Consider the following 23167-nt stretch of genomic DNA (forward strand, 5'->3'; position numbering starts at 1 on the left):
ATACTCTTGATTTGATAACGGACAGACCCGTCTTTTCCTAATGAGAATGACTCCGTTCAGAAAAGATGCTCCAGGGCTACCTTCTAACATGACTATCTAGAGAATCTCACAGCTAATAATTCTCCTCTCTGCAGACGTTTAATGTTATACTCTTCCCCTTCAATGCATTTATATAATTGTTATTTATTATATACAATAGTGTAAAAAACGAAACTACATTCGTCAAGATAAAAATATTTTTCGACTTACATCTATCATCATTACATTTTATTTTCAATCAGCTTAACCAAGTTTTTTATAACATATGCAAATAAAATGAAAAAAGTGCAGCACAAGCACATTAGATGCCTATCCTGCATATTGTAATATCATATTTTCACTTCTCTTATAATTCCATTCTAGAGAAGGTTGTAATACGGAGGACAATTATGCGACGCTATCGACGCACGTACAACTTTTCATCCCCCTCATGGTTAAGAAATTTACAAACGATATTTTCTGATTTTGCAATTCCACTTACAATTTTCCAAGGCATTCGTACTTTGCTACTTCCTACGTTTTTAGATTTTGTTATTCTTGCCATTTTTATTGCAGCAACGATTCGCTTACATTATAAGCCGTAACCTCTTTATTTAGGCTACGGCTATTTTTTACTGTGATTGATGCTCAGCAGCTTGAAGCTGTGCCACGAAATATTCAATATTACTTATAAGCCAATGTGCTTGCTGGAGCATTTTTACATCATGTAACTCCTTTGTTTTATTACGAGTATTTCGAGCATTTGCATAGGCATTCACTTGTTTAATAAATGGTTTTGGATACGCTAAATATGCAAGCATAAGCAGCTTTTCCTCTTTCGTAAACGCAAAATTCTTTTGATATATTTGGTACCATTCATACCGATCATTTCTTACAATTGGATACGTGTTAAAGGAGCGCGAATAAAATTGAACAATATCTTGAACTGGGGTAGCAAACCCTGCATCTTCTAAACTAATAAAATAACCATTTCGCTGATAATCGAACAAAAAGTGATTCATGGAAACATTACCGTGAATAAATGAAATACGTGTTTTTTCTTTGTCTTTCATCGCTTCATGCCATTCTGTAAATTGTTTCTTCGCAAATTCATGAGCACGCATCACTTGATGAAAGTACGTACAATATTGCAATTCAAACGGAGACATATACCATTTCGCTTCCGATTCAACTAAGAACTCCTCTAATAACGTGCCATCTTGTTCCCAGCGATTTGAAATCGTATCAAAATGTCCTTGAATCGCCTCTTCTGTCACGTCTTCTTCTCGCACCGTTTTTTTATGCATCATAGCAAGTGTTTGAAACATTTTATGATACTGATCGTTCTCTTCTCCTTGACTCTCTGCGTTTCCTAACCAAGGCATTAAATAATAACTATGCTCACCATCACTTAAAATGTGCGTTCCATCTCTCGCATGATAAATAGGGGCAAAATTTGTAAATCCTTTTTCTCGTAAAAATTGAACATAATACATAAGATTACTTCGTTCTAATTTTTGTGGTGGCAATTTTTTTAACGCATATGGACCTTGGCTCGTATAAATTTTTATTACATTCCCATATTCCTCAATATGCTCAGGAGCTAATTGATATAGCTGTAAAACAGAAGCATAACGCTCTCGTAATTCCATGTCCATATGAACAACGACCCTTTCTACAGGAGCGTGAAACAGAAAAGAGGTGAGGAAGATTTCTCTTCACTCACTTTACTTTCACCTTTGGCACTGGTATATATATAATTTGTCCTGCTGTTAAATACAAATCATCGTTTTGATTTACACGATGTAAATGTTGTACGGAAGTATCATAACGCTCAGCAACAGATTCAATCGTGTCACCTTCTTGCACAAAATATAGTCTCAGCTTTGTAAATTCATCTTCCGGCTGTTTTGAAAATAATTTTGTTAAATATAGTGCGTTTTCGTCCCGCTGTGAATATAAAACTTCTTCTTGCTCTTCCTCATCAATAATTTGTTTCTTCGCTTCTTTATGTCCGAAGACCAGCTGCGGCGTGACAACTTCTTCACGTACTTGTTCTTCTTGCCTTTGTTCCTCTTCTTCGTTTTCTTCTTCCTCATCTAGTTCGGGCTCTGGTTCTTGACGAGCTTCTAACTGAAATGGCTCAAAAGCATAATCTTCCCATTCGTCAGTCTCTACCACTTCTTCATCTAGTACCTCTTCTTTTACTGTTTCTTCGACTTCACGCTCTTCATCAACTAGTTCTTCTACTTCACGTTCTTCGTCACACAATCCATGAATTGAAACATCCGCCAAAAGCTGCAAACAACCATTTTCTAATAATTCATAATCAAACTCTTCAATATCCACATACAAATCTTCGACTCGCTTCACGCGGCCACGTGGAATCGAAATTTCCAGCGGAAACGAATGCACCAATTCATTTATCCCATCATCGCGCGTCTCCACATAATCTATCGTACGTACCGGAGATAACTCTCGTAATGAGAACGTCTCCGTTTCTTCCTTCGGGATATATTCCCCTGTTAAATCAAGTTGCCCGTATACAACAATTTCATATTCACGTTCTTCTATAGCAACATCAGGATCTAATGAAATCGAAAGTAGTTCATTGACTTCCTGTCCTTTTTGAAACCATACAGATTCTTTTAAAGAAAACCGCAATGCAGTTTGTTGCTCTGCTGCCACTTCGTGTTCCCCCTCTCAAACTCTATGTCATTACAGGTTTATGTGAGGAACAGAGACTTTATGAATAAAAAAATTGCTGTGGACAAAAAAGAACCTGACCGCGTCTATGTACGGCCAGGTCCTCTCGCCTCCCCTAAAGAAAAGGGGATAAGCTAGAATTTCAACTGCTATTTATATACAAATTTTGTTTGTTCAGCATACAAACCACTGCCACCCAAAATAAAACGTAACCCACACCGGACGTAGCAAAAAAAGGACCTGACCGCTTCTACGCACGGTCAGGCCCTCTCGCCCCCCTAAAGAAAAGGCTTTTTTACCCTTTTAATTTAGACATCGCAATCTCTGCAGCAGCAATCGTTGCTTCAATATCAGCATCACTATGCGCCGTTGATAAGAACAAGCCTTCAAATTGAGAAGGTGGTAAGAATACACCTTGTTCTACCATTTCACGGTAATACGCTGCAAAATATTCTAAATTGGACGTTTTTGCTGTTTCATAATTGATAACTTTTTCATCTGTAAAGAAAATACCGACCATAGAACCAGCACGATTAATACAATGCGGAATACCATATTTTACAGCTACTTCATGTAAGCCTTTTTCAAGCATCTCCGCTTTACGTTCAAATTCTTTGTAGCTTTCTGGTGTTAACTGGACAAGAGTCTCATATCCTGCTGTCATTGCTAATGGATTACCAGATAATGTACCAGCTTGATAAATTGGGCCACTTGGTGCTACTTGCTTCATAATTTCAGCTTTACCACCATATGCTCCGACTGGAAGTCCGCCACCAATTACTTTCCCTAAACATGTTAAATCAGGTGTTACCCCAAAATATCCTTGTCCGCAATTATAAGCTACGCGGAAGCCCGTCATTACTTCATCAAAAATAAGAAGTGCCCCGTATTCTGTTGTCACATCACGAAGACCTTGTAAAAATTCTGGAAGCGGTGGTACAACACCCATATTTCCAGCTACTGGTTCTACAATGATACATGCAATATCATCACCGAACTGTTCAAATGCATATTTCACGCTTTCTAAATCGTTATACGCAACCGTAATCGTATTTTTCGCAACGCCTTCTGGTACGCCAGGGCTATCTGGTAACCCAAGCGTAGCAACACCAGAACCAGCTTTAATTAAAAGAGAATCACCATGTCCGTGATAGCAGCCCTCAAATTTTAAAATTTTATTACGGCCTGTATAACCACGTGCTAAGCGAAGTGCACTCATTGTCGCCTCTGTTCCAGAGTTCACCATGCGTACAATTTCAATGGACGGAACGCGGTCGATAACAAGCTGTGCTAATTTATTTTCAATTTCTGTCGGCGCTCCGAAGCTTGTTCCTTTTTCAACTACCGCTTTTAACGCTTCCACAACTTGGTCGTTGGAATGACCATGAATAAGCGGACCCCATGACAATACATAATCAATGTATTCATTTCCATCAATATCATAAACTTTAGAGCCTTTTCCGCGCTCCATAAATAATGGATTCATACCGACAGATTTAAAAGCACGCACTGGGCTATTTACACCGCCTGGCATTAAATCCTTTGCTGTTTCAAACGCTTCAATCGATTTCTCAAAACTTTTCATTATCGTGCGCTCCCTTCTTGTAACCATCTCGCTGCATCTTTCGCATGATATGTAAGTATTAAATCTGCTCCTGCACGCTTCATGCTTAATAATTTTTCAAGAACAATATCTTTTTCATTAATCCAGCCATTTTGTGCTGCCGCTTTAATCATTGAGTATTCACCACTCACATTATACGCAACAACCGGAAGATTGAAGTTATTTTTCACATCACGAATAATATCTAAATAAGAAAGTGCTGGCTTCACAATTAAGAAGTCCGCTCCTTCCATCACATCTGACTCAGCTTCGCGGAATGCTTCTTGACGATTTGCTGGATCCATTTGATATGTTTTACGATCACCAAATTGAGGTGCACCATGCGCAGCATCACGGAACGGTCCGTAAAAAGCCGACGCATATTTCACTGCATATGACATAACTGGGACATGCATAAAGCCATTTTCATCTAACGCATGACGAATATACGCTACAAATCCATCCATCATATTAGATGGCGCAATAATATCCGCACCTGCTTTTGCTTGACTTACTGCTGTTTTTGCAAGAACCTCTAATGATTCATCATTTAAAATAATTCCATCTTCAATTACACCGCAATGACCATGACTCGTATACTGACATAAACATGTATCTGCGATTACAACTAATTCTGGAAAACTCTCTTTAATTTGCGAAATTGCTCGCTGCACAATACCGTGCTCACAATACGCAGAAGAGCCTACTTCATCTTTTTCAGCAGGTAAACCAAATACGATAACGGAACGAATACCTAAATCAACAACTTCTTGCATTTCTGCTTGCAGATGGTCTAAAGAAATTTGATATACACCTGGCATAGAAGGAACTTCATTACGCTTATTTTCTCCTTCTAAAACAAAAATCGGATAAATGAAATCTTCTGTATGTAAATGTGTTTCACGCACAAGAGCACGCATATTTGCACTTTGTCGTAAACGACGATGACGATTAAATTGTAAAGGATTCATAACTTTTCCATCTCCAATTCTTAAAGTTTCACTTTATTATATATTCTGAAATGCATTGTAACATAGATTCAATTGTGTATTCTTTTGGAACAAGTAGGGTTTGAAAATATTGACGTGCTTCTCGTTCTGTAATAGGACCTATACAAGCAATTGTACATCCTTTTACCCATTCTCTCCAGTTTTCACCTTCAAGCAATGTAAGGAAACTTTGGACAGTAGACGGGCTTGTAAACGTAATCACATCAATTTCTCTTGATTGCAGTGCATCAATAAGTTGTTCACGCATTTGCAAATGGACTGCCGTTTCATATACAACGAGTTCACGGACAATCGCCCCATGATTTCTTAGCGCCTCTCGTATGACATCTCTCGCAAGATTTCCTTTTGGCAATAATATACGTATCCCACTTTCAATATGGTTCACAAATTCCTTCGCAAATACTTCTGCCACAAATGCAGTTGGTACAAAATGAACATTGTAGCCGCGATATTCTAATTCTTGCTTTGTCTTCACGCCGACTGCGGCAATTTTCATCGTCTTTGGCAAGGGCTGCTGTAAACCATCTAAAAAGAAATTCACACCATTTTTACTTGTGAAAATAATCCAATTATACGTATCCAGTTCCTCACGTACTTGTTGAAATTGATTATGCGGGGCTGCTGTTATATGTAAAAGCGGAATTTCCACTGGAATTCCGCCCTGTTTTTGCACTGCTGCACTCATTTGCTTCGCTTGTTGCTGGGCCCTTGTAATTAGCACTGTTTTTCCGCAAAGAGAAGTCATATCGCTAGTTTTGCTCCTGATTCGCAGCGGCAATCAATTCTTTCGCTCCTTGCTCGATTAACAAGTCTGCCGCTCGTTCTCCAACTTCTCCTGCATCTTCACCAACAACAACTTCTTTTAATAAAACTGTGCCATCTTTCGACCCAACAAGAGCTGTTAATTCAATTTGGTCATCTTCTTTGAGCGTTGCATATCCAGCAATCGGAACTTGGCAACCGCCTTCTAATTTATGAAGAAATACACGTTCTGCTTCTACAGTTCTCGCTGTTACATGATCATTTAAATGACTTAATAATTGTAATAAATCCGCGTCATCCTCGCGGCATTCAATAGACAGCGCACCTTGACCGACAGCTGGTACACACACTTCTTCTGCTAAATACCCTGTAATCACATCACCGGCCCAGCCCATTCGTTTTAGTCCTGCAGCCGCTAAAATGATTGCATCGTAATCTTCTTCTTTTAACTTACGGAGTCTCGTATCAATATTTCCGCGGATCCATTTCACTTGTAAATCGGGACGTGTAGCTAACAACTGTGCACTACGGCGTAAACTGCTTGTACCAATCACCGCTCCTTCTGGTAACTCCTCAAACGATTCTCCATTTTTAGAAATAAACGCATCACGCGGATCAACACGTTTTGGAATACATCCAATTGTTAACCCTTCAGGAAGTACTGCCGGCATATCCTTCATGCTATGAACAGCCATATCAATTTCCTTTGTTAATAGCGCATGTTCAATCTCTTTTACGAACAAGCCTTTTCCGCCTACTTTCGAAAGTGTCACGTCTAAAATAACGTCACCTTTCGTTACAATTTCTTTCACTTCAAATTCATATGGCAATCCAAGTGCTTTTAATTGATCGATAAACCAATTTGTTTGCGTTAATGCCAATTTACTTTTTCTCGATCCTACAATAATTTTGCGCATATTTTTCTCTCCTCTTATAAGTACCAAAAATGGAAGTTCGATAAACTACTAAATAAGAAAATATTAATTAACATAATAAGAAATGCTCCAATATTCCAGCTCGCAATTCTCTTTCCCTGTAATGTATCTGATCCGCGTAAATAAATACCTGAACAGTATACAAATAAGACGATGAAAGATCCGATTACCTTCGCGTCATACCAATGGAAATTATCTAACTTTGTATATCCCCATAGACACCCAAGCAAAATGGCTAATAAAAAGAAAGGTACAGAAAATAAATTTAAACCATATGACATAGAGTCCAGCTTCGGTAAATTTCCTAAACGCCTTAACCTTGCATTCCATTTTTTTTGCTTTAATAAACGATATTGAATTAAATACATAATGGAAAAAATAAAAGAAACTGTAAATGTTGCATAGGAAATAATCGCCATACCAATATGTACATAAACAAGCTCCGATACTAATTGATTTGCTAATACCGGCGACATTTTTCCAAGCGGCGTAAAAATAGAAAAAGCGCTTACACCAAACGCAATCATATTTGTGAAAAAGACTAAAAAGTCAATGCGCATGAATCGGTTAATCATTAATGATAATGTAATTAATAGCCATACATAAAAATAAATACCCGATAATAACGTTAAAATTGGATTAATTTCCGCTTCTGTTGCCCGAAGTAACATAAATATTGAATAGAGTACCCATACAACAGAAAGTAACCAAAAGGCAATCTTGTTCGCCCTTCGGTTACTTTGAAAATAATCTATGAAATACAAACTAACGCTACAAGCATATAAAATAATGGCAATATGATAAATAATGCTATTGTTTAAAACACCCATCCATTTATCCTTTCCATTACAAAGATGGAGCGGATACTGTCCACTTCTCTGTTTGTTTCCATTCTACTTCGCTCTCTTCCACTACTTCTTTCGTATTTAAATCGAAAATTTTCGCAAATAGAGCAAGTTTTTCCTTCGCATTTTCTTCAGCCGCTAACTCTTTCGCAATTAAAATCGGATCTTTTAATAATTGATTAATAATACTTTTCGTATGCTTACTAATCACTTTCCGTTCACGCTCTGTTAACGTTGGAATTTTCCGTTCAATACTCTGCATTGTTTCACTTTGAATCGCTAACGCTTTATCACGAAGCTCCGAAATTAACGGGACAACACCAAGCGTATTCAACCATGATTTAAATAGACTCATTTCTTCTTCAATCATAATTTGAATTTTCTCAGCTTCTTTTAATCGCTCAGCACGATTCGCTTCCACAACACCTTGTAAATCATCAATATCATATAAGAAAACACTTTCTAACCTATCAATTGCTGGATCAATATCACGAGGCACTGCAATATCTACCATAAAGAGCGGACGACCAGAACGCATGCGTTCTACTTTGGACATCATTTCTTTCGTAATCACATATTCAGTCGACCCCGTTGAGCTAATGACAATATCAGCTTCTAACAGTGCGCATTGCAACTGATTCACCGGCATTGCAAGCCCCATATATTTTTCTGCCATCGTTTCTGCTTTTGCAAACGTACGATTCATAACAGTTACTTTATGAGCACCGCTCCCGTACAAATTCTGTAGTGCTAATTCGCCCATTTTTCCCGCACCAAGAATAAGAACATGGCAATCTTTCAAATCACCAAAAATCTTCTTTCCAAGTTCAACAGCTGCATAACTTACCGACATTGCATTGCCACCAATTGTCGTTTCTGAATGCGCACGTTTCGCTAATGTAACGACTTGTTTAAACAATTCATTAAAGATCGTTCCTGTCGTTTTTATTTCTTGTGCAAGTAAGAAGCTATTCCGAATTTGACCTAAAATTTGCGTTTCTCCAACTACCATTGAATCTAATCCACATGTTACGCGGAATAAATGATCTGTAGCACCATCCTGTTCATATAGAGATAGATACGGTGCAATTTCGTCTATTTCAAGCTGAAACCAATCAGCCATAAATTTCTTAATATAATAGCGTCCTGTGTGTAACTGGTCTACTACAGCATAGATTTCCGTTCGATTGCACGTTGATACAATGACATTTTCTAATACACTTTTTTGCTTTTGCAACGTTGTCATTGCTTCCTCTAATTCTGCTGCCTGGAACGTTAGTTTCTCACGAATTTCTACAGGGGCTGTTCGATAGTTAACACCAACAACAAGAATATGCACGCAGCATGTCCCCCTTCAACCGTTTTTTCATCTTATCTACTATCATAATACAACTTTCTTCTTATAAATCTGACAATCATGTGAACACCGTTGCTTTTTTTCCTTACTTATCTGACAATAAGCCATCTCCCGCGATAAGTAAAGAATGAAAAGTGAGGAAAAGTTTTCATAAAGGAAACTGATTTTCGTTTCCACGCTTAACTAACCTCTTCCAAAAAAAACCACTTTATAATAATTATAATATAACAACTCTATCTGTACGTTACCAAAAAAAATTATCGGAATCAAGTGATGGAAACTATTCCATCTATGCTAAAAACAATCTTTCATTAGCTTCTTTCAATCGGAGAAAAATATGTATGATTATACCAAATGATCATAAAAAAACGTGTGACAATCGTCACACGTTTTTTGTCTTTGTAAACTTATGAATCGCTTTCCACGCTTCTTCTTTCCCAAGACCTGTTTCTGAAGAGAATAGTACAACTTCATCTCCTGGTTCTACATCAAGCGTTTCTTTCACAACTTTTAAATGCTTTTGCCATTTTCCTTTTGGAATTTTATCAGCTTTTGTTGCAATAATGATTGTTGGAATTTCATAATGTTTTAAGAAATCATACATCATCACATCGTCGTTCGTCGGCTTATGACGTAAATCAATAACAAGCACAGCTGCGTTTAGCTGCTCTCTCGTTGTGAAATACGTTTCAATCATTTTGCCCCATGCTGCTCGTTCTGATTTTGATACTTTCGCGTAACCATAACCTGGTACATCCACAAAATGCATCATATCATTAATGATGAAGAAGTTTAGCGTTTGCGTTTTTCCTGGTTTAGAAGAAATACGCACTAATTTTTTTCGATTTAAAATTTTATTAATAAAGGATGATTTTCCTACATTTGAACGACCCGCTAATGCGATTTCTGGTAAATCGCTCTCAGGATATTGTTCTGGTTTGACTGCGCTAATGACAATGTCAGCTTTTGTTACTTTCATTTTTTCACTCCTACTAATGCATGCTCTAGTACCTCATCTAAATGAGAGACTGGCACAAACGTAAGGTTTTCCTTTACGCTTTCTGGAATATCTTCTAAATCTCTTTCATTTTCTGCCGGTAAAATAATTTTCTTTAAACCTGCACGATGTGCACTCAACGTTTTTTCTTTCAATCCACCAATCGGTAACACGCGGCCACGAAGTGTAATTTCACCTGTCATTCCCACTTCTTTACTAACAGGAATACCTGTTAATGCTGAAATAAGAGCCGTTGCCATCGTAATCCCAGCTGAAGGTCCGTCTTTTGGCACAGCCCCTTCAGGAACATGAATATGAATATCATGTTTTTCATGGAAGTCAGGATCAATATGTAATTCTTCCGCACGAGAACGAATGTAACTAAATGCCGCTTGTGCAGATTCTTTCATTACATCACCAAGTTTTCCCGTTAAAATCAATTTCCCTTTACCCGGGGATACAGATACTTCAATCGCCAGCGTATCTCCACCAGCTGCTGTATACGCTAAACCTGTTGCCATCCCTACTTGATCTTTCGTTTCTGCTTGACCATAACGGAATATACGTTTTCCAAGTAATTCAGTAATATTCTTCTCCGTTACAACGACGCGCTTACGTTCTTCTGTTACAATAATTTTCGCCGCTTTTCGGCAAAGCTTCGCAAGCTGACGTTCTAACGTACGAACACCCGCTTCACGCGTATAGTAACGGATGATTTCAAGAAGCGCTTCATCGCGCACTTGTAAATTCCCTTTTTTCAACCCATGTTCCTTCAGTTGCTTCGACAATAAATGTTCACGGGCAATATGTACTTTTTCAAGTTCTGTATAACCAGCAATAGAAATAACTTCCATGCGGTCAAGAAGCGGACCTGGAATGCTTGCAAGCGTATTAGCAGTTGCAACAAACATCACTTTTGATAAATCATACGGCTCTTCAATGTAATGATCACTAAAATTATGATTTTGTTCTGGATCTAATACCTCTAACAATGCCGCTGAAGGATCACCGCGGAAATCATTGGACATTTTATCAATCTCATCTAATAAAAAGACAGGATTAATTGTTTTTGCCTTTTTCATCCCTTGAATAATACGACCTGGCATCGCACCGACATACGTACGACGATGACCACGAATTTCCGATTCATCACGTACACCGCCAAGCGATACACGAACAAAATTACGATTCACTGATGTCGCAATTGAACGAGCTAACGATGTTTTCCCAACCCCAGGAGGACCAACTAAACAAAGAATAGGTCCTTTTAACGAATTAGTAAGCTTTTGCACTGCTAAATATTCAAGCACACGTTCTTTCACTTTTTCAAGCCCATAATGATCTTCATTTAAAATATGTTCAGCACGCGCAAGATCGATACGATCTTCCGTTGCCTCCGTCCAAGGAAGAGATAATAACCAATCAATATAATTGCGAATAACACCGCTCTCCGCTGAACTTGCCGGCAATTTCTCATAACGATCCAGCTCTTTTAATGCCGCCTTCATCGTTTCTTCTGGCATTCCTGATTCTTCAATCTTTTCGCGAAGCTCTTCTACTTCGCCGCCTTTTCCTTCTTTATCACCAAGCTCTTTTTGAATAGCTTTCATTTGTTCACGTAAGAAGTACTCTTTTTGTGTACGCTCCATAGAACGTTTCACTTGTTGACCAATTTTCTTTTCTAAGTTTAACAACTCTTTTTCATCTTGAATAAAAGAAATAAGTGTATGTAATCGTTCTTTCGCTGCAGTGATTTCTAAAATTTGTTGCTTTTGCTTCGTTTTGAGCGGCAAATGAGATGATACGAGATCAGCTAATCGACCTGGTTCCTCAATATCAACAACTGTCGCAAATGTTTCACCTGAAATTTTTTTGGACAGCTTAATATATTGCTCAAAATACTCAATTAATGTACGCATAAGTGCTTTTTCTTCTAAATCGCCGTCTTCTTCTTCAATTAACATGTGGACATTAGCTGTAATTACATCATTTTCTTCAATGAACTCTGTCATCTCTACTCTATGTAAACCTTCAACAAGGATACGCATCGTCCCATTTGGCAATTTAAGCATTTGCTTCACTTTTGCTAACGTACCTACTTTATAAACATCATCTTCTTTCGGATCATCGATATTCACGTCTTTTTGCATCGCTAAAAAAATCATATTTTCATCCATAGCCGCCTGCTCAAGCGCTTTGATCGATTTATCACGTCCTACATCAAGATGCAGAACCATCGTCGGATATACGAGAACGCCTCTTAATGGTAGGAGGGGCACAATTCTTTCGTTCGCATTCATATTAGACATAGCACCTCCATAAATATCTTTGTTTCCCTATTTTATATTACAATAAAGCCTTATGCAATCGCTGAGACTCAATACGCTACTTCTGTTCAAGAAAAAGGACTTCGCTTAAGCATATAATGACTTTAGCGAAGTCTAACATATTCAAGTAATTTAACTTTCTTTTTAACGAGAACTGCCCCGGTTGATTTGCTAACACTTTTCTTCAAATCGATTGTGCATCGTCTTCCTCGAAAGAGAGTAACGTATCGCCTGTTCGCTCTATTTTCTCTTGTATACATGCTAATGCAAATACTTCTTTTAATTTTCGTACAGGTACAATTTCAATACCTTTAATTGTATAAAGAATAGGCTGCATATTTTCTGCGGGAATGAGCACTTTCTTTGCCCCAGCCTTTTTTGCTGCTTTTATTTTCGCATAAACGCCGCCGACTGGTTTTACTTCCCCGTGAATACTAATTTCACCGGTCATCGCTACTTCATTATTGACATACATGCGATGAACTGCAGAATACACACCTGTTGCAATCGCAATGCCGGCAGATGGACCGTCAATTGGAACACCACCAGGAAAGTTAATATGTATATCATATCCTTCTGGTAATAAATCAAGGGAACGAAGGACAGTTACAACATTATCAACAGAACCTTTCGCCATACTTTTACGACGAATCGATTTTGATTGATTACCGATACTTTCCTCTTCAACAATCCCTGTTACCACTACAGACCCTTTTTCTTTTGCTGGAATTGCTGTTACTTCAATTTCGAGCAACGCTCCTGTATTCGGCCCATATACAGCCAAACCATTTACAAGACCAATTCTCGGAATTGGATATATATGTTTTTCGTATTTAGGCGTCAATTGACTTGAATGAATCACCCATTCAATATCTTCATCCTTTATGGAAGAGCGTCCTTCGTTAATTGCCATTCCAGCAGAGATTTGTACAAGGTTAATGGATTCTCTTCCATTTCGTGCGTACATGCCAATCATTTCTACGCCCTGTTTCCCTATCTCCATGCCTACTTTTTCAGCAGCATTTCTAGCTACCTCTTCAATCTCTTCTGTATCTAATTCACGAAAGAAGACTTCTAAACAACGTGAGCGAATCGCTGGAGGAATTTCCTCCGGTGAACGTGTTGTTGCGCCAACAAGACGAAAATCAGCCGGTAATCCCTTTTGGAAAATATCGTGTATATACGTTGGAATAAAAGAATTTTCCTCACTATAATAGGCACTTTCCAAAAACACTTTGCGATCCTCCAGCACTTTTAACATTTTATTCATTTGAATTGGATGAAGTTCTCCAATCTCATCAATAAATAAAATACCTCCATGCGCATCTGTGACCGCTCCTTTTTTCGGTTGAGGAATACCCGCTTGTCCCATCGCACCGGCCCCTTGATAAATTGGGTCATGAACAGAACCAATTAACGGATCAGCAATCCCCCGTTCATCAAACCGAGCTGTTGTAGCATCAAGTTCAATAAATGTTGCATTCAGGCGAAACGGAGATTTCGTATTTCTCTTTGCTTCTTCTAGTACGAGACGAGCCGCTGCTGTTTTCCCAACTCCTGGCGGTCCATATATGATGACATGCTGTGGATTTGGTCCGCATAAAGCTGCCTTTAATGATTTAATACCATCTTCTTGTCCAACAATATCGGCAAATGACGCCGGACGAACCTTTTCAGCAAGCGGTTCTGTTAAAGAAATTTCCCGCATTTTCCGAAGTTGCTCCAGCTCTTTCTTTGATTCTCTATCGATTGAAACTTTTTGCGTACGCTGGTTTCGAAGTAAATGCCAAAAATATAATCCGACAATTACACCAAAGACTAGTTGAACGATTAAAAAAATATTTGTCCAGCTCATATTCATTTCCTCCCGCTATGTTTTACTCTTCAGTATCCCCTGGGAGGAAACACGCTAAACATAAGAAGAAACAGCAATTATATAATTGCTGTTTCTATCGTTTATATTCCACTTCATAAATAATGGGGGCCAAAGCCCCCCATTATTCAAAACACTTTATGCAGATGTTTTTGTATCTTGCTCAAGCACAGTACCATCTTGCAACACTAATTTTGGCGTTGCATTTTCTGTTACTGTTTCTTTTGAAATTACACATTTTTCAATGTCTTTACGAGATGGAAGTTCGAACATCACATCTAGCATTAAACCTTCAATGATAGAACGAAGTCCACGTGCACCTGTTTTACGTTCAATTGCTTTTTTAGCAATTTCAACAAGAGCATCTTCTTCAAACTCTAATTCAACATCATCAAGCTCCAATAATTTTTGGAACTGCTTCACAAGTGCATTTTTCGGCTTTGTTAAGATGTCAACAAGAGCACCTTCATCAAGCGGTTCTAAGTTCGCAATAACTGGAAGACGACCAATAAATTCTGGAATTAATCCAAATTTTAATAAATCTTCTGGCAATACATGCGATAAAACATGCTTTTCTGTTACATCAGCATTTTTCTTCTCAGAACCGAAGCCAATCACTTTTTCACCAAGACGGCGTTTAATGATTGGTTCAATACCATCAAATGCACCGCCGCAAATGAATAAAATGTTTGTTGTATCAATTTGAATAAACTCTTGATGTGGATGCTTACGACCACCTTGAGGCGGAACGCTCGCTACAGTTCCTTCTAAAATTTTAAGAAGCGCCTGTTGCACACCCTCACCAGATACGTCACGCGTAATTGACGGATTTTCTGACTTACGAGCCACTTTATCAATCTCGTCAATATAAATGATTCCTTTTTCTGCTTTCTCTACATCATAATCAGCCGCTTGAATAAGTTTTAATAAGATGTTTTCTACATCTTCCCCTACATATCCAGCTTCCGTTAAAGATGTTGCATCAGCAATTGCAAATGGAACATTTAAAATACGTGCTAACGTTTGAGCCAATAATGTTTTACCGCTACCAGTTGGCCCAATTAAAGAAATATTACTTTTCGCTAATTCTACATCATCAATTTTGCTGCTAGAATTAATGCGCTTGTAATGATTATATACCGCTACCGCTAATGCTTTCTTCGCTTGATCTTGTCCGATTACATATTCATCCAAAATTTCACGAATTTCTACCGGCTTCGGTACATCTTTGAATTCTACTTCTTCGTCTTTTGCAAGCTCCTCTTGCACGATTTCTGTGCAAAGCTCAATACATTCATCACAAATGTAAACCCCAGGACCTGCCACAAGTTTTCGAACTTGCGTTTGTGTTTTACCACAGAAGGAACATTTTAATTGTCCTTTTTCATCATTAAATTTAAACATATTTTCACACCCCTTACAAAGTGCTAAAACCTTGCCTTCGTATGTACACGATAAATGTATCGTATGTAAATACATATTATGTCACTACGTGGCGAGAAATACAAATAATATGGTTAGTTATGTACAAATAATTTTTAAAACTTTTGAAATATGTATATTCGACTCTTAAAGAATCATTTCCTTCTTCATAACAAAATGTTTTACAAATATATTTATATTTATAAAACAAGGCACGAGCAATGTCGCGCCTTGTTATTTTATTATGCAGTCTTGCTGTTTTCTACTAAGAAATCTACTGCTTTACGAACTTGAAGTTCTTCTTTTACACCTTCAACGTTACCAAGAGCTTGTTTCACAGCGTCTACTGGCATGCTGTACATTTCAGCCATCTTTTCAACTTCTGCATTTACTTCTTCTTCTGTTGCTTCGATGTTTTCAGCTTTGATGATTTCTTCAAGAACAAGGTTAGTTGTTACGCGTTTTGCAGCGTCTTCCTTCATTTGTCCTTTTAATTTCTCTTCATCAGTACCTGTGAATTGGTAGTAAAGCTCTAAGTTCATACCTTGGTAGCTTAAGCGTTGCTCGAATTCACGAACCATACGATCTAACTCAGTTTCGATCATAGCTTCTGGAATATCGATTTCTGCATTTGCAGAAGCTTTTTCTACTACTTCGTCACGAACTTTGTGCTCAGCTTCTTGCTTTTTGCTCGCTTCTAAGTTTTCACGAATTTTTGCTTTTAACTCATCAAGAGTTGCAACTTCTTCGTTTGCATCTTTTGCGAACTCATCATCTAAAGCAGGAAGTTCTTTCACTTTAATTTCATGAACTGTTACTTTAAATGTTGCTGGCTTACCAGCTAGTTCAGCTGCATGGTATTCTTCTGGGAATGATACTTCTACTTCTTTTTGTTCGCCAGCTTTTAGACCAACTAATTGCTCTTCAAAGCCTGGGATGAATGTGCCAGAACCGATTGCTAAAGAGTAGTTTTCGCCTTTTCCACCTTCGAATGCTTCGCCATCAACGAAACCTTCGAAGTCGATTACAGCTGTATCACCGTCTTCTACAGTGCCATCTTCTTTTACTACAAGCTCAGCTTGACGCTCTTGTAAAGATTTTAATTCGTTCTCAACATCTTCGTCAGTTACAGTAGCATCTGTTTTCTCTACTGTTAAGCCTTTGTATTCGCCTAATTTCACTTCAGGTTTTACAGTAACTTTTGCAGTGAAAATTAAGTTTTGGCTTTTTTCGAATTTCTCGATGTCGATTTCAGGATGAGCAACTGGGAAGATACCAGTTTCATCGATTGCTTCTCCGTATGCTTTTGGTAAGATGATATCTAAAGCATCTTGGTATAAAGACTCTACACCGAAACGTTGTTCGAATAGAGGACGAGGCATTTTTCCTTTACGGAAGCCCGGTACGTTAATTGTTTTTACTACTTTCTTGAACGCAGCGTCTAAAGAGTTGTTTACTTCTTTCGCATCAACTTCGATTGTTAAAACGCCAACGTTTCCTTCTAATTTTTCCCATTTTGCAGCCATTTATTCTTTCCCTCCAACTATAATAATGTATGCACATACCTCTAGAGATCGAGGCCTTTATCATTCCTTATAAAGAAACAACAAACGCAAACTGATAAATTCAGCCTTCTATCCATCACGAAAAGCTTTGGACATATACTTCTCAATCTACTATTTGTCGAAAAGACAAATACGGTATATTTTGTTCGAGAATAGTATGAAACATATAAGTAAGAGAATATGTGTTTCGGTTCTCTTATAAAAAGGCAGACTTAAGCCTTTTGCAACCCTTACATTATAACATAGAATACTCTCGTTTCAATAACTGAAACATTCTTTTTCATTATACTGGCATAAACCCTTCTTTCTCAATACGTAAAAACCACTGATATGCAATATGATATTCTTCCAGTGTAATACCATACTCCTGAAGAAGCTTCTCTTCATCGATTGGCATTCCAAAACGTTTCCTTCCAACTCTCTCTAAAACAGCTGCCCATAATTCATCTTTATCTGTTAATAGAGGAAACGGGAAGAGACTTGTCTGCATTTCTTTCCAATATGTAATAATTGCCCCATACATCGACGGATTATCATGCTCTAATCGTTCAGACAATATATGTAACACTTTTTCTGTATCGTATTGATTATAAGCCAAATTAGCCGGTATAACCGTTATTGTCTCACCAAACTTTTCTATATCTACCTTTTCTTGTATTCCGAAATCCATTAATACATATAAGATAGAAGTTTTAATATACGGGTGTTTCGTTTCATCTAATAAAAATGTACGTAACGTCGGCAGCGCCTTTTCGACATGTTTAGTCGCAAGACGATTCACCGCGCGCAGTTGCTCCCCGTAGTCACCCGTCAGTAAAGCATCCGCAAACGCAGGTTCATCAAAAGATAAACCGCCATCTATTTCTACTACTGCTTCTTCACTCTCAAGCATACTCTTTGCAAACAAGGCAAGTTGTGCTAACTTTTCCTTTTGCTCTACTGTTACTTCTTTCGTTTGTAAAACAGACTGCACCGTTTCAATAATACCTTCGTAATCATTTGTCTGCACTAAAATCGTAATGTACGTTTCGAGAATATCTTGAAATAAGAACTCCCCTGTTTCAAGTAATTTCTCACATCGTTCTTTCGCTTCTTCCATTTCCTTTAATTCTAGCAAGCAAATAACTGAAGCTAATTCTGATTGTTCTGTCTGTGCTCCGTATTGGCGCAACATTTCGAAGTTTTTTAACGCATCTTCAAACCGACGCTCACGCAATGCAATAAATCCTTCATCGGTATATCGCGCTGACAATTGCGGAAACAATACGACCGTACTTTCTTTTTTATCCATACGCTCGCCTCTTTTTTTAGATTTTCAATACACTTTAAAGTTAATATAACAAATGACAGTTCCGAACACAATAATTGGAATCTGTTCGTTTTTATTGAGAAAACATCAATTTCTTCTATATAAAAATCGAATATATCAGGGGGAAAATACGAAAGTAGAAATTTTATATATAAAACAAAAACCCTCTGCTACCGATGCGGAGAGTCTACTGGAAAGCTTCTATAATAGTAGGATATATAAAGAGGGTTATAATTTGAATAACAATAAACGTCATCACAATGACTCCAAAAAAGAGCATAACCTTACTGCGCTTTATCAACAACATAATAATGATAATTGTGCAGATTATTGAACAGACGAAAAGTATAGTTACACTTGAACTTAACAATCCGCCTGGAAGCATGAATAATAAGATTACACTACAAACTCCAATCATTCCTAATAGCCATTCCATTCTCTTTCCCCTTAAATCTTTATTTATGCCATTAACTGTTTTACAACTTCGATCATGTCAGCTAGTTTGTCATATGCAACAACCCCAAAAGCAATTGTTAAAGCTGTTACCGCTAATCCTTTCATTATTTTTCCTCCTCGCTTCGTCTTTGTTACCTTTATTATAAAATGTTTAAAAATAGTTACCATCGAACTACCTTACATGTACCTTACAGAATTGTAAGATTTCTCAAAATAAAAACTACCTCCTTGTGCATACACTGGGGTAGTTTTATGGAATTTCTCTATATTCATCTGCAAAATTTATATTCTTTTCTTGATAATTTTTCGGATCTTTAACTCTTAAGCTAATCGATTTACGAAAGACTTTAGGATCAAAGTAATAACATAAAATTTCATTCCTCTGTTCGTTTCTTCCTGCTTATACTTAACATTTCTTTCTGCACAAGTGATATAATATTATTGCGATGATTCTGAAAACAATAACGAAAGGATGATTCACTATGTTCAAAAAAGTCGCAGCTGATATGCTTGGCTTAAGTGATATTGGATCCGTTATTACCCCTGCTGATTACGATAAAGTAGATGCTGATGATTATGTCATGCATGAAGAAAATGAAAAAATTTATTTTTTAATCAAATCGAAAACAGACGAGTATTGCTTTACAAATACTGCTCTTATTCACGTTGACGGCACGAGTGCGGTAAGCAAGAAACGTACACTTCGCCGCTACAATTACAACACTCATAAAATCTCTAACGTCCTGCTTGAAACGGCTGGAACTGTCGATTTAGATATTGAAATTAAATTTACTATGGGCGGAGAACATTACTCCATTGATATACATAAAAAACATATTGAAGAAGTGAAAGATTTATATAAAGCCCTTCTAAAAATTGCTGAAATTACTCATGAAAACGACATCGCAACGCAATACGCACATAAAAGCCTAGAAATGGCATCTTCTACATTAGGTAATGTAAGAAATGCCGAAGTAGATCTTGCAGCACAGTTTAAAGAAATTAATCAAATTGCATTCAACTGGCTTGTTGATACGAAGAAACAATACAATGTAAAAGATTTTGGATTTGCGTTTGAGAAGTTTATTAACAATTAATGTAGAACTACAAAAAAGGAAAGCAGTCTTTTCGACGCTTTCCTTTTTTCATTCTGAACCTAGAAAGTTTTATAACTCGTGTCTTTTTCATACCCCCAAGCTCCGAGTTGTATAACAAGATCTTTAAACCTCTCCTCACAATCCAAATTAAATCGTACACTTCAACTTTTCTATTGTCTTAAGAATTTCATTTCTATTCTTTGAAAGTTTTATCCATTTTGGAAGTCTACTTTCGATACTTAAATAATATGGTCTAAATGGCCTTAAGCGTCGCTGAACATAATCTTCTACACGATGAAGATGTTCAAGATTAAAGAACCAAAGCTTATGACCACAACATTCCTTTTGCAAATATAAAGGTAAACCAAAGTACCAATCAACACCATGTTTGGCATTAAATAATTCATGATTAAATGCCCATGAATTATCCCATCTTCTTTTAGGATGAATGTCTTTTGTTAATCCACATTTACTACATAAAAACCGTTTCAATTCATGACCTATATATCTAGGCTCACCTTTTCCCTTTGCGTTATCAGGAGTAAAAACCCTCGCACAACCATTACATCTAGGACAATATACTAAGAATAAATCTGTATGCTCTATTAACATTCCACCGTAGTTGCCTAGCATATTTTTATTCCACCGCTCTCTTTGACTATTTAGATTTTCTAACAAAAAATGATTACCTTGTAAACCACAAAATTTTTCATTTAACACACAAGAATTGAATATGCAATGGGCGACATCTATTCAAGAGATTGTAGATAATAGCGCTCGTCAAACTAATACCCTTGACGGTCACAATTTAGCAGAAAGTGATACAATAAATAATATAGCGTCACCTGACGACGATTTAAAGAAAGCCGCTAGAGACTTAACAGGTGAGCTGACAGGCGAATACGATATGCGGCGTGCTTTCGAAGGTATTGATCCCGAAACTGGCGAAAAACTTTCGTGGTTAGATCGTACGGGGGCAGGTGTTATGATTTTCGCAGGGATTACACCAGTTGGAAAAGGGATTAAATTACTTAAAAGCGGAAAAAAGGGTGTTGCCGCTTTAAAAAACTTACTTCGGTCAGATGATTATTTACGTTCTGCTAAGAATGCAAAGGGAATAAAAAAATCCTATATCAATGAGGCAGGGAATCTTGTACCAGCTAACAAAGAGGTAATGTATAAAGGAAGACAGGTCACTGTTACAGAACATATTTTAGGTGGATATCGTAAAGGCGGAAAAAATAATAGCCCATATACAAGTTTTTCTATTAATAACAATGCGACAGTGAAATACGGAGACAATACAATCGAATTGGATATTAATCGTTTAAGAACAGCAATTCGCAATGGCGATGTTAAAGACGTAGCTATTTTAAATCCAAAGCAAATTGAACGACTAATTGAACAAGATAGATTGTCAACTCCTTATTGGAAAAAACTAGCCTTAAAATGGACAAAAAGAGATAATGAGTATCTTATTAGAGGAGAGATACCTAAAGATTATTTTAAAATTCACGAATAAGAAGGTGTACATATGAAGCTATATTTTAAAGATATTGAATTAGGGGAAATTACAGATGTTTTTACTGAAACACCTTGGATGTATGGAACTATACGCTTGAACGAAAATAGCAAACCTTACCAAGAATATTTCAATGAAATGGTTAATGAAGAAAGTACATTTGATTTTGAAAGTATAGACCCCGATTTTTTGAATGATGAAAACTGGTCTATTTTTGATGAAAACGAAGGAAAATACCTAGGAATAGACATTCCTGCTATCCATATAGAAGATACGACAATCGCATGGCGTTGGCGATGAAGCTGGGTATGATTTCGAATTTTACCATAAACCTATTAAGTCTTTAAATTAACGTGTACAGAGCGCAGATTATGCGCTCTTTTTTTGTACGCCAAAGATCAGTAGAGAGTACGTACGTAATAAAGGTTTATTATCGACCTTTTATTCCAGCGCATACAAAAAAGGGCTGCTCACTGCTCGCCCTCGTCGCCCTCTTCTTCGTCTTGCTTGCGCTTCTTCTCTCGCCAATTCAAATATATTTCTGTTAGCTCTGCGGCTGCTACGCTCATTGCAAAGACAGTTGAACCAGCTGAAAAATATAGATTCCCTACTATTTGCGATACAATCAGTAATGTTAAAGACGTCAGTATAAGCCCAGTGCGCCGTTTCCCGTTCTTGCTCTTATCTTTCAATGTGATTTTAATTCTAAACATTGCGCATCCCTCCTTTCGTCTTCCCGTAGCCTTGACGTGCCTTATTATTCCTCTAAATTATACAGCCCGCTTTCGTTTTGCGAAAGACCTCACTGCACCTCGTGCGCTATCGAATGAGCGCCCTGTTTTCTCAGCTAGCTTTCTCGTTATCTCGCTTTGATTTTCTACATGATCTTTTTTATCGAAAATAATATCCAGTATCTGCGCATCAATCCCTCTATCACAGTTCGCATACATTTCTTCTTTTATTACTGCTTTTATCGCTTCCTCCTCTACATTTACGGTATTATCAAGTATTTTTAATGCATCTAACTCCTCGCCTATTAACTGTAATACTTTGCGCTGTTTACCTCGATTACCACAGTACTGGCGCACACTTTGATTAAGTAACCACCTCACCCTCCTATCGAAATTTCCTTTATGTATATTAAATGTTCGGATCGCATAATCTATCTTCCTATTACAATCGTCGATAAAATGCGTTTCATTATTCATTTTGTACCAATTTTCAAATGCTAGCCGTTCTATTAGCGGAATGTAGTAAGTCTTAATCTCCCACATTACGGCTTCATCTGTCTTTGCCTCGATAGCTGCTGCGTTTAGCCTTTTGATTACCATTACGACGGTTCCCCTTGCTACGTAGTTTGGTT

General features: G+C 37.4%; 22 protein-coding genes and 1 other annotated feature (1 of these 23 running past the window's edge). Of the genes, 4 read left to right on the top strand and 18 right to left on the bottom strand.

Annotated features, from left to right (window positions below; all coding sequences use genetic code 11):
• Positions 1 to 172: a binding site (T-box leader), on the bottom strand; it reaches 60 nt to the left of the window's first position.
• A 256-nt stretch (positions 173 to 428) separates the two neighbouring features.
• Complete coding sequence (locus BR72_RS07405; RefSeq protein WP_035431555.1) at positions 429 to 623, top strand: hypothetical protein; 195 nt, start codon at positions 429 to 431, stop codon at positions 621 to 623.
• Positions 624 to 650: 27 nt separating this feature from the next.
• Here BR72_RS07405 and ysxE read toward each other — a convergent pair whose 3' ends face one another.
• From ysxE to BR72_RS07480, 15 genes are all read right to left on the bottom strand, one after another.
• Positions 651 to 1676, bottom strand: a complete 1026-nt coding sequence (gene ysxE, locus BR72_RS07410) for a spore coat protein YsxE (protein WP_035431557.1) — start codon at positions 1674 to 1676, stop codon at positions 651 to 653.
• A 64-nt stretch (positions 1677 to 1740) separates the two neighbouring features.
• Positions 1741 to 2706 carry a stage VI sporulation protein D gene (spoVID, locus tag BR72_RS07415; RefSeq protein ID WP_035431560.1) on the bottom strand — a complete coding sequence of 322 codons (966 nt, stop codon included), beginning with the start codon at positions 2704 to 2706 and terminating at the stop codon, positions 1741 to 1743.
• Between the two features lie 313 nt (positions 2707 to 3019).
• Positions 3020 to 4309, bottom strand: coding sequence for a glutamate-1-semialdehyde 2,1-aminomutase (gene hemL, locus BR72_RS07420; RefSeq protein WP_035431562.1), 1290 nt, complete (start codon positions 4307 to 4309; stop codon positions 3020 to 3022).
• Positions 4309 to 5298: a porphobilinogen synthase gene (hemB, locus tag BR72_RS07425; RefSeq protein WP_035431564.1), complete on the bottom strand. Its 990-nt coding sequence runs from the start codon at positions 5296 to 5298 to the stop codon at positions 4309 to 4311. The genes hemL and hemB overlap by 1 nt, the downstream gene beginning before the upstream one ends.
• A 28-nt stretch (positions 5299 to 5326) precedes the next feature.
• The gene (locus tag BR72_RS07430; protein WP_035431566.1) at positions 5327 to 6082 is read right to left on the bottom strand and encodes a uroporphyrinogen-III synthase; all 756 of its coding nucleotides are present in this window, start codon (positions 6080 to 6082) and stop codon (positions 5327 to 5329) included.
• Positions 6083 to 6086: 4 nt separating this feature from the next.
• On the bottom strand, positions 6087 to 7016 hold the full coding sequence (gene hemC / locus BR72_RS07435) for a hydroxymethylbilane synthase (protein WP_035431568.1): 930 nt from the start codon (positions 7014 to 7016) through the stop codon (positions 6087 to 6089).
• Between the two features lie 14 nt (positions 7017 to 7030).
• Entirely contained in the window at positions 7031 to 7864 is an 834-nt protein-coding gene (locus tag BR72_RS07440; RefSeq protein ID WP_035431570.1) for a cytochrome c biogenesis protein, read from the bottom strand.
• Positions 7865 to 7880: 16 nt separating this feature from the next.
• A complete protein-coding gene (gene hemA, locus BR72_RS07445) occupies positions 7881 to 9218 on the bottom strand; it encodes a glutamyl-tRNA reductase (RefSeq protein WP_035431571.1) in 1338 nt (445 codons plus the stop codon).
• 400 nt (positions 9219 to 9618) lie between these two features.
• Complete coding sequence (gene ysxC, locus BR72_RS07450) at positions 9619 to 10215, bottom strand: ribosome biogenesis GTP-binding protein YsxC (protein ID WP_035431572.1); 597 nt, start codon at positions 10213 to 10215, stop codon at positions 9619 to 9621.
• Entirely contained in the window at positions 10212 to 12542 is a 2331-nt protein-coding gene (gene lon, locus BR72_RS07455; protein WP_035431574.1) for an endopeptidase La, read from the bottom strand. The genes ysxC and lon overlap by 4 nt, the downstream gene beginning before the upstream one ends.
• Positions 12543 to 12744: 202 nt before the next feature.
• On the bottom strand, positions 12745 to 14415 hold the full coding sequence (gene lonB, locus BR72_RS07460; protein WP_035431576.1) for an ATP-dependent protease LonB: 1671 nt from the start codon (positions 14413 to 14415) through the stop codon (positions 12745 to 12747).
• Between the two features lie 156 nt (positions 14416 to 14571).
• On the bottom strand, positions 14572 to 15837 hold the full coding sequence (gene clpX, locus BR72_RS07465) for an ATP-dependent protease ATP-binding subunit ClpX (protein WP_035431578.1): 1266 nt from the start codon (positions 15835 to 15837) through the stop codon (positions 14572 to 14574).
• A gap of 260 nt (positions 15838 to 16097) precedes the next feature.
• Complete coding sequence (gene tig, locus BR72_RS07470) at positions 16098 to 17381, bottom strand: trigger factor (RefSeq protein ID WP_035431580.1); 1284 nt, start codon at positions 17379 to 17381, stop codon at positions 16098 to 16100.
• 322 nt (positions 17382 to 17703) lie between these two features.
• Positions 17704 to 18711, bottom strand: a complete 1008-nt coding sequence (locus BR72_RS07475) for a hypothetical protein (RefSeq protein ID WP_035431582.1) — start codon at positions 18709 to 18711, stop codon at positions 17704 to 17706.
• Between the two features lie 205 nt (positions 18712 to 18916).
• On the bottom strand, positions 18917 to 19165 hold the full coding sequence (locus tag BR72_RS07480) for a hypothetical protein (protein WP_035431584.1): 249 nt from the start codon (positions 19163 to 19165) through the stop codon (positions 18917 to 18919).
• A gap of 502 nt (positions 19166 to 19667) precedes the next feature.
• On the opposite strand from BR72_RS07480, the gene BR72_RS07485 reads away from it, so the two are divergent.
• A complete protein-coding gene (locus BR72_RS07485) occupies positions 19668 to 20282 on the top strand; it encodes a PH domain-containing protein (RefSeq protein ID WP_035431587.1) in 615 nt (204 codons plus the stop codon).
• Positions 20283 to 20429: 147 nt separating this feature from the next.
• Here the strand turns inward: BR72_RS07485 and BR72_RS07490 are convergent, their stop codons facing one another.
• Entirely contained in the window at positions 20430 to 20960 is a 531-nt protein-coding gene (locus BR72_RS07490; protein ID WP_231559682.1) for a hypothetical protein, read from the bottom strand.
• A gap of 55 nt (positions 20961 to 21015) precedes the next feature.
• On the opposite strand from BR72_RS07490, the gene BR72_RS07495 reads away from it, so the two are divergent.
• Together BR72_RS07495 and BR72_RS07500 are read left to right on the top strand one after the other, a co-directional pair.
• The gene (locus tag BR72_RS07495) at positions 21016 to 21804 is read left to right on the top strand and encodes a pre-toxin TG domain-containing protein (protein ID WP_231559683.1); all 789 of its coding nucleotides are present in this window, start codon (positions 21016 to 21018) and stop codon (positions 21802 to 21804) included.
• A 12-nt stretch (positions 21805 to 21816) separates the two neighbouring features.
• Entirely contained in the window at positions 21817 to 22104 is a 288-nt protein-coding gene (locus BR72_RS07500; protein WP_035431589.1) for a hypothetical protein, read from the top strand.
• A gap of 170 nt (positions 22105 to 22274) precedes the next feature.
• Here the strand turns inward: BR72_RS07500 and BR72_RS07505 are convergent, their stop codons facing one another.
• Both BR72_RS07505 and BR72_RS07510 read right to left on the bottom strand, forming a co-directional pair.
• Complete coding sequence (locus BR72_RS07505) at positions 22275 to 22517, bottom strand: hypothetical protein (protein WP_051957252.1); 243 nt, start codon at positions 22515 to 22517, stop codon at positions 22275 to 22277.
• Positions 22518 to 22574: 57 nt separating this feature from the next.
• Positions 22575 to 23135 carry a hypothetical protein gene (locus BR72_RS07510; RefSeq protein ID WP_035431590.1) on the bottom strand — a complete coding sequence of 187 codons (561 nt, stop codon included), beginning with the start codon at positions 23133 to 23135 and terminating at the stop codon, positions 22575 to 22577.
• Positions 23136 to 23167: the final 32 nt, after the last annotated feature.

Source organism: Bacillus sp. UNC322MFChir4.1, from assembly GCF_000746135.1.
Lineage (GTDB): Bacteria > Bacillota > Bacilli > Bacillales > Bacillaceae_G > Bacillus_A.

Excerpts from the sequence above, each read along its gene's own strand:
- clpX (WP_035431578.1), bottom strand. The coding sequence starts at position 15,837 with ATGTTTAAATTTAATGATGAAAAAGGACAATTAAAATGTTCCTTCTGT.
- BR72_RS07430 (WP_035431566.1), bottom strand. The coding sequence starts at position 6,082 with ATGACTTCTCTTTGCGGAAAAACAGTGCTAATTACAAGGGCCCAGCAA.
- ysxC (WP_035431572.1), bottom strand. The coding sequence starts at position 10,215 with ATGAAAGTAACAAAAGCTGACATTGTCATTAGCGCAGTCAAACCAGAA.
- ysxE (WP_035431557.1), bottom strand. The coding sequence starts at position 1,676 with ATGGACATGGAATTACGAGAGCGTTATGCTTCTGTTTTACAGCTATAT.
- BR72_RS07505 (WP_051957252.1), bottom strand. The coding sequence starts at position 22,517 with ATGTTTAGAATTAAAATCACATTGAAAGATAAGAGCAAGAACGGGAAA.
- BR72_RS07405 (WP_035431555.1), top strand. The coding sequence starts at position 429 with ATGCGACGCTATCGACGCACGTACAACTTTTCATCCCCCTCATGGTTA.
- BR72_RS07480 (WP_035431584.1), bottom strand. The coding sequence starts at position 19,165 with ATGGAATGGCTATTAGGAATGATTGGAGTTTGTAGTGTAATCTTATTA.
- hemB (WP_035431564.1), bottom strand. The coding sequence starts at position 5,298 with ATGAATCCTTTACAATTTAATCGTCATCGTCGTTTACGACAAAGTGCA.
- BR72_RS07495 (WP_231559683.1), top strand. The coding sequence starts at position 21,016 with ATGCAATGGGCGACATCTATTCAAGAGATTGTAGATAATAGCGCTCGT.
- hemL (WP_035431562.1), bottom strand. The coding sequence starts at position 4,309 with ATGAAAAGTTTTGAGAAATCGATTGAAGCGTTTGAAACAGCAAAGGAT.
- hemC (WP_035431568.1), bottom strand. The coding sequence starts at position 7,016 with ATGCGCAAAATTATTGTAGGATCGAGAAAAAGTAAATTGGCATTAACG.
- BR72_RS07510 (WP_035431590.1), bottom strand. The coding sequence starts at position 23,135 with ATGGTAATCAAAAGGCTAAACGCAGCAGCTATCGAGGCAAAGACAGAT.
- BR72_RS07475 (WP_035431582.1), bottom strand. The coding sequence starts at position 18,711 with ATGGATAAAAAAGAAAGTACGGTCGTATTGTTTCCGCAATTGTCAGCG.
- BR72_RS07485 (WP_035431587.1), top strand. The coding sequence starts at position 19,668 with ATGTTCAAAAAAGTCGCAGCTGATATGCTTGGCTTAAGTGATATTGGA.
- BR72_RS07440 (WP_035431570.1), bottom strand. The coding sequence starts at position 7,864 with ATGGGTGTTTTAAACAATAGCATTATTTATCATATTGCCATTATTTTA.
- lon (WP_035431574.1), bottom strand. The coding sequence starts at position 12,542 with ATGTCTAATATGAATGCGAACGAAAGAATTGTGCCCCTCCTACCATTA.
- BR72_RS07500 (WP_035431589.1), top strand. The coding sequence starts at position 21,817 with ATGAAGCTATATTTTAAAGATATTGAATTAGGGGAAATTACAGATGTT.
- tig (WP_035431580.1), bottom strand. The coding sequence starts at position 17,381 with ATGGCTGCAAAATGGGAAAAATTAGAAGGAAACGTTGGCGTTTTAACA.
- lonB (WP_035431576.1), bottom strand. The coding sequence starts at position 14,415 with ATGAGCTGGACAAATATTTTTTTAATCGTTCAACTAGTCTTTGGTGTA.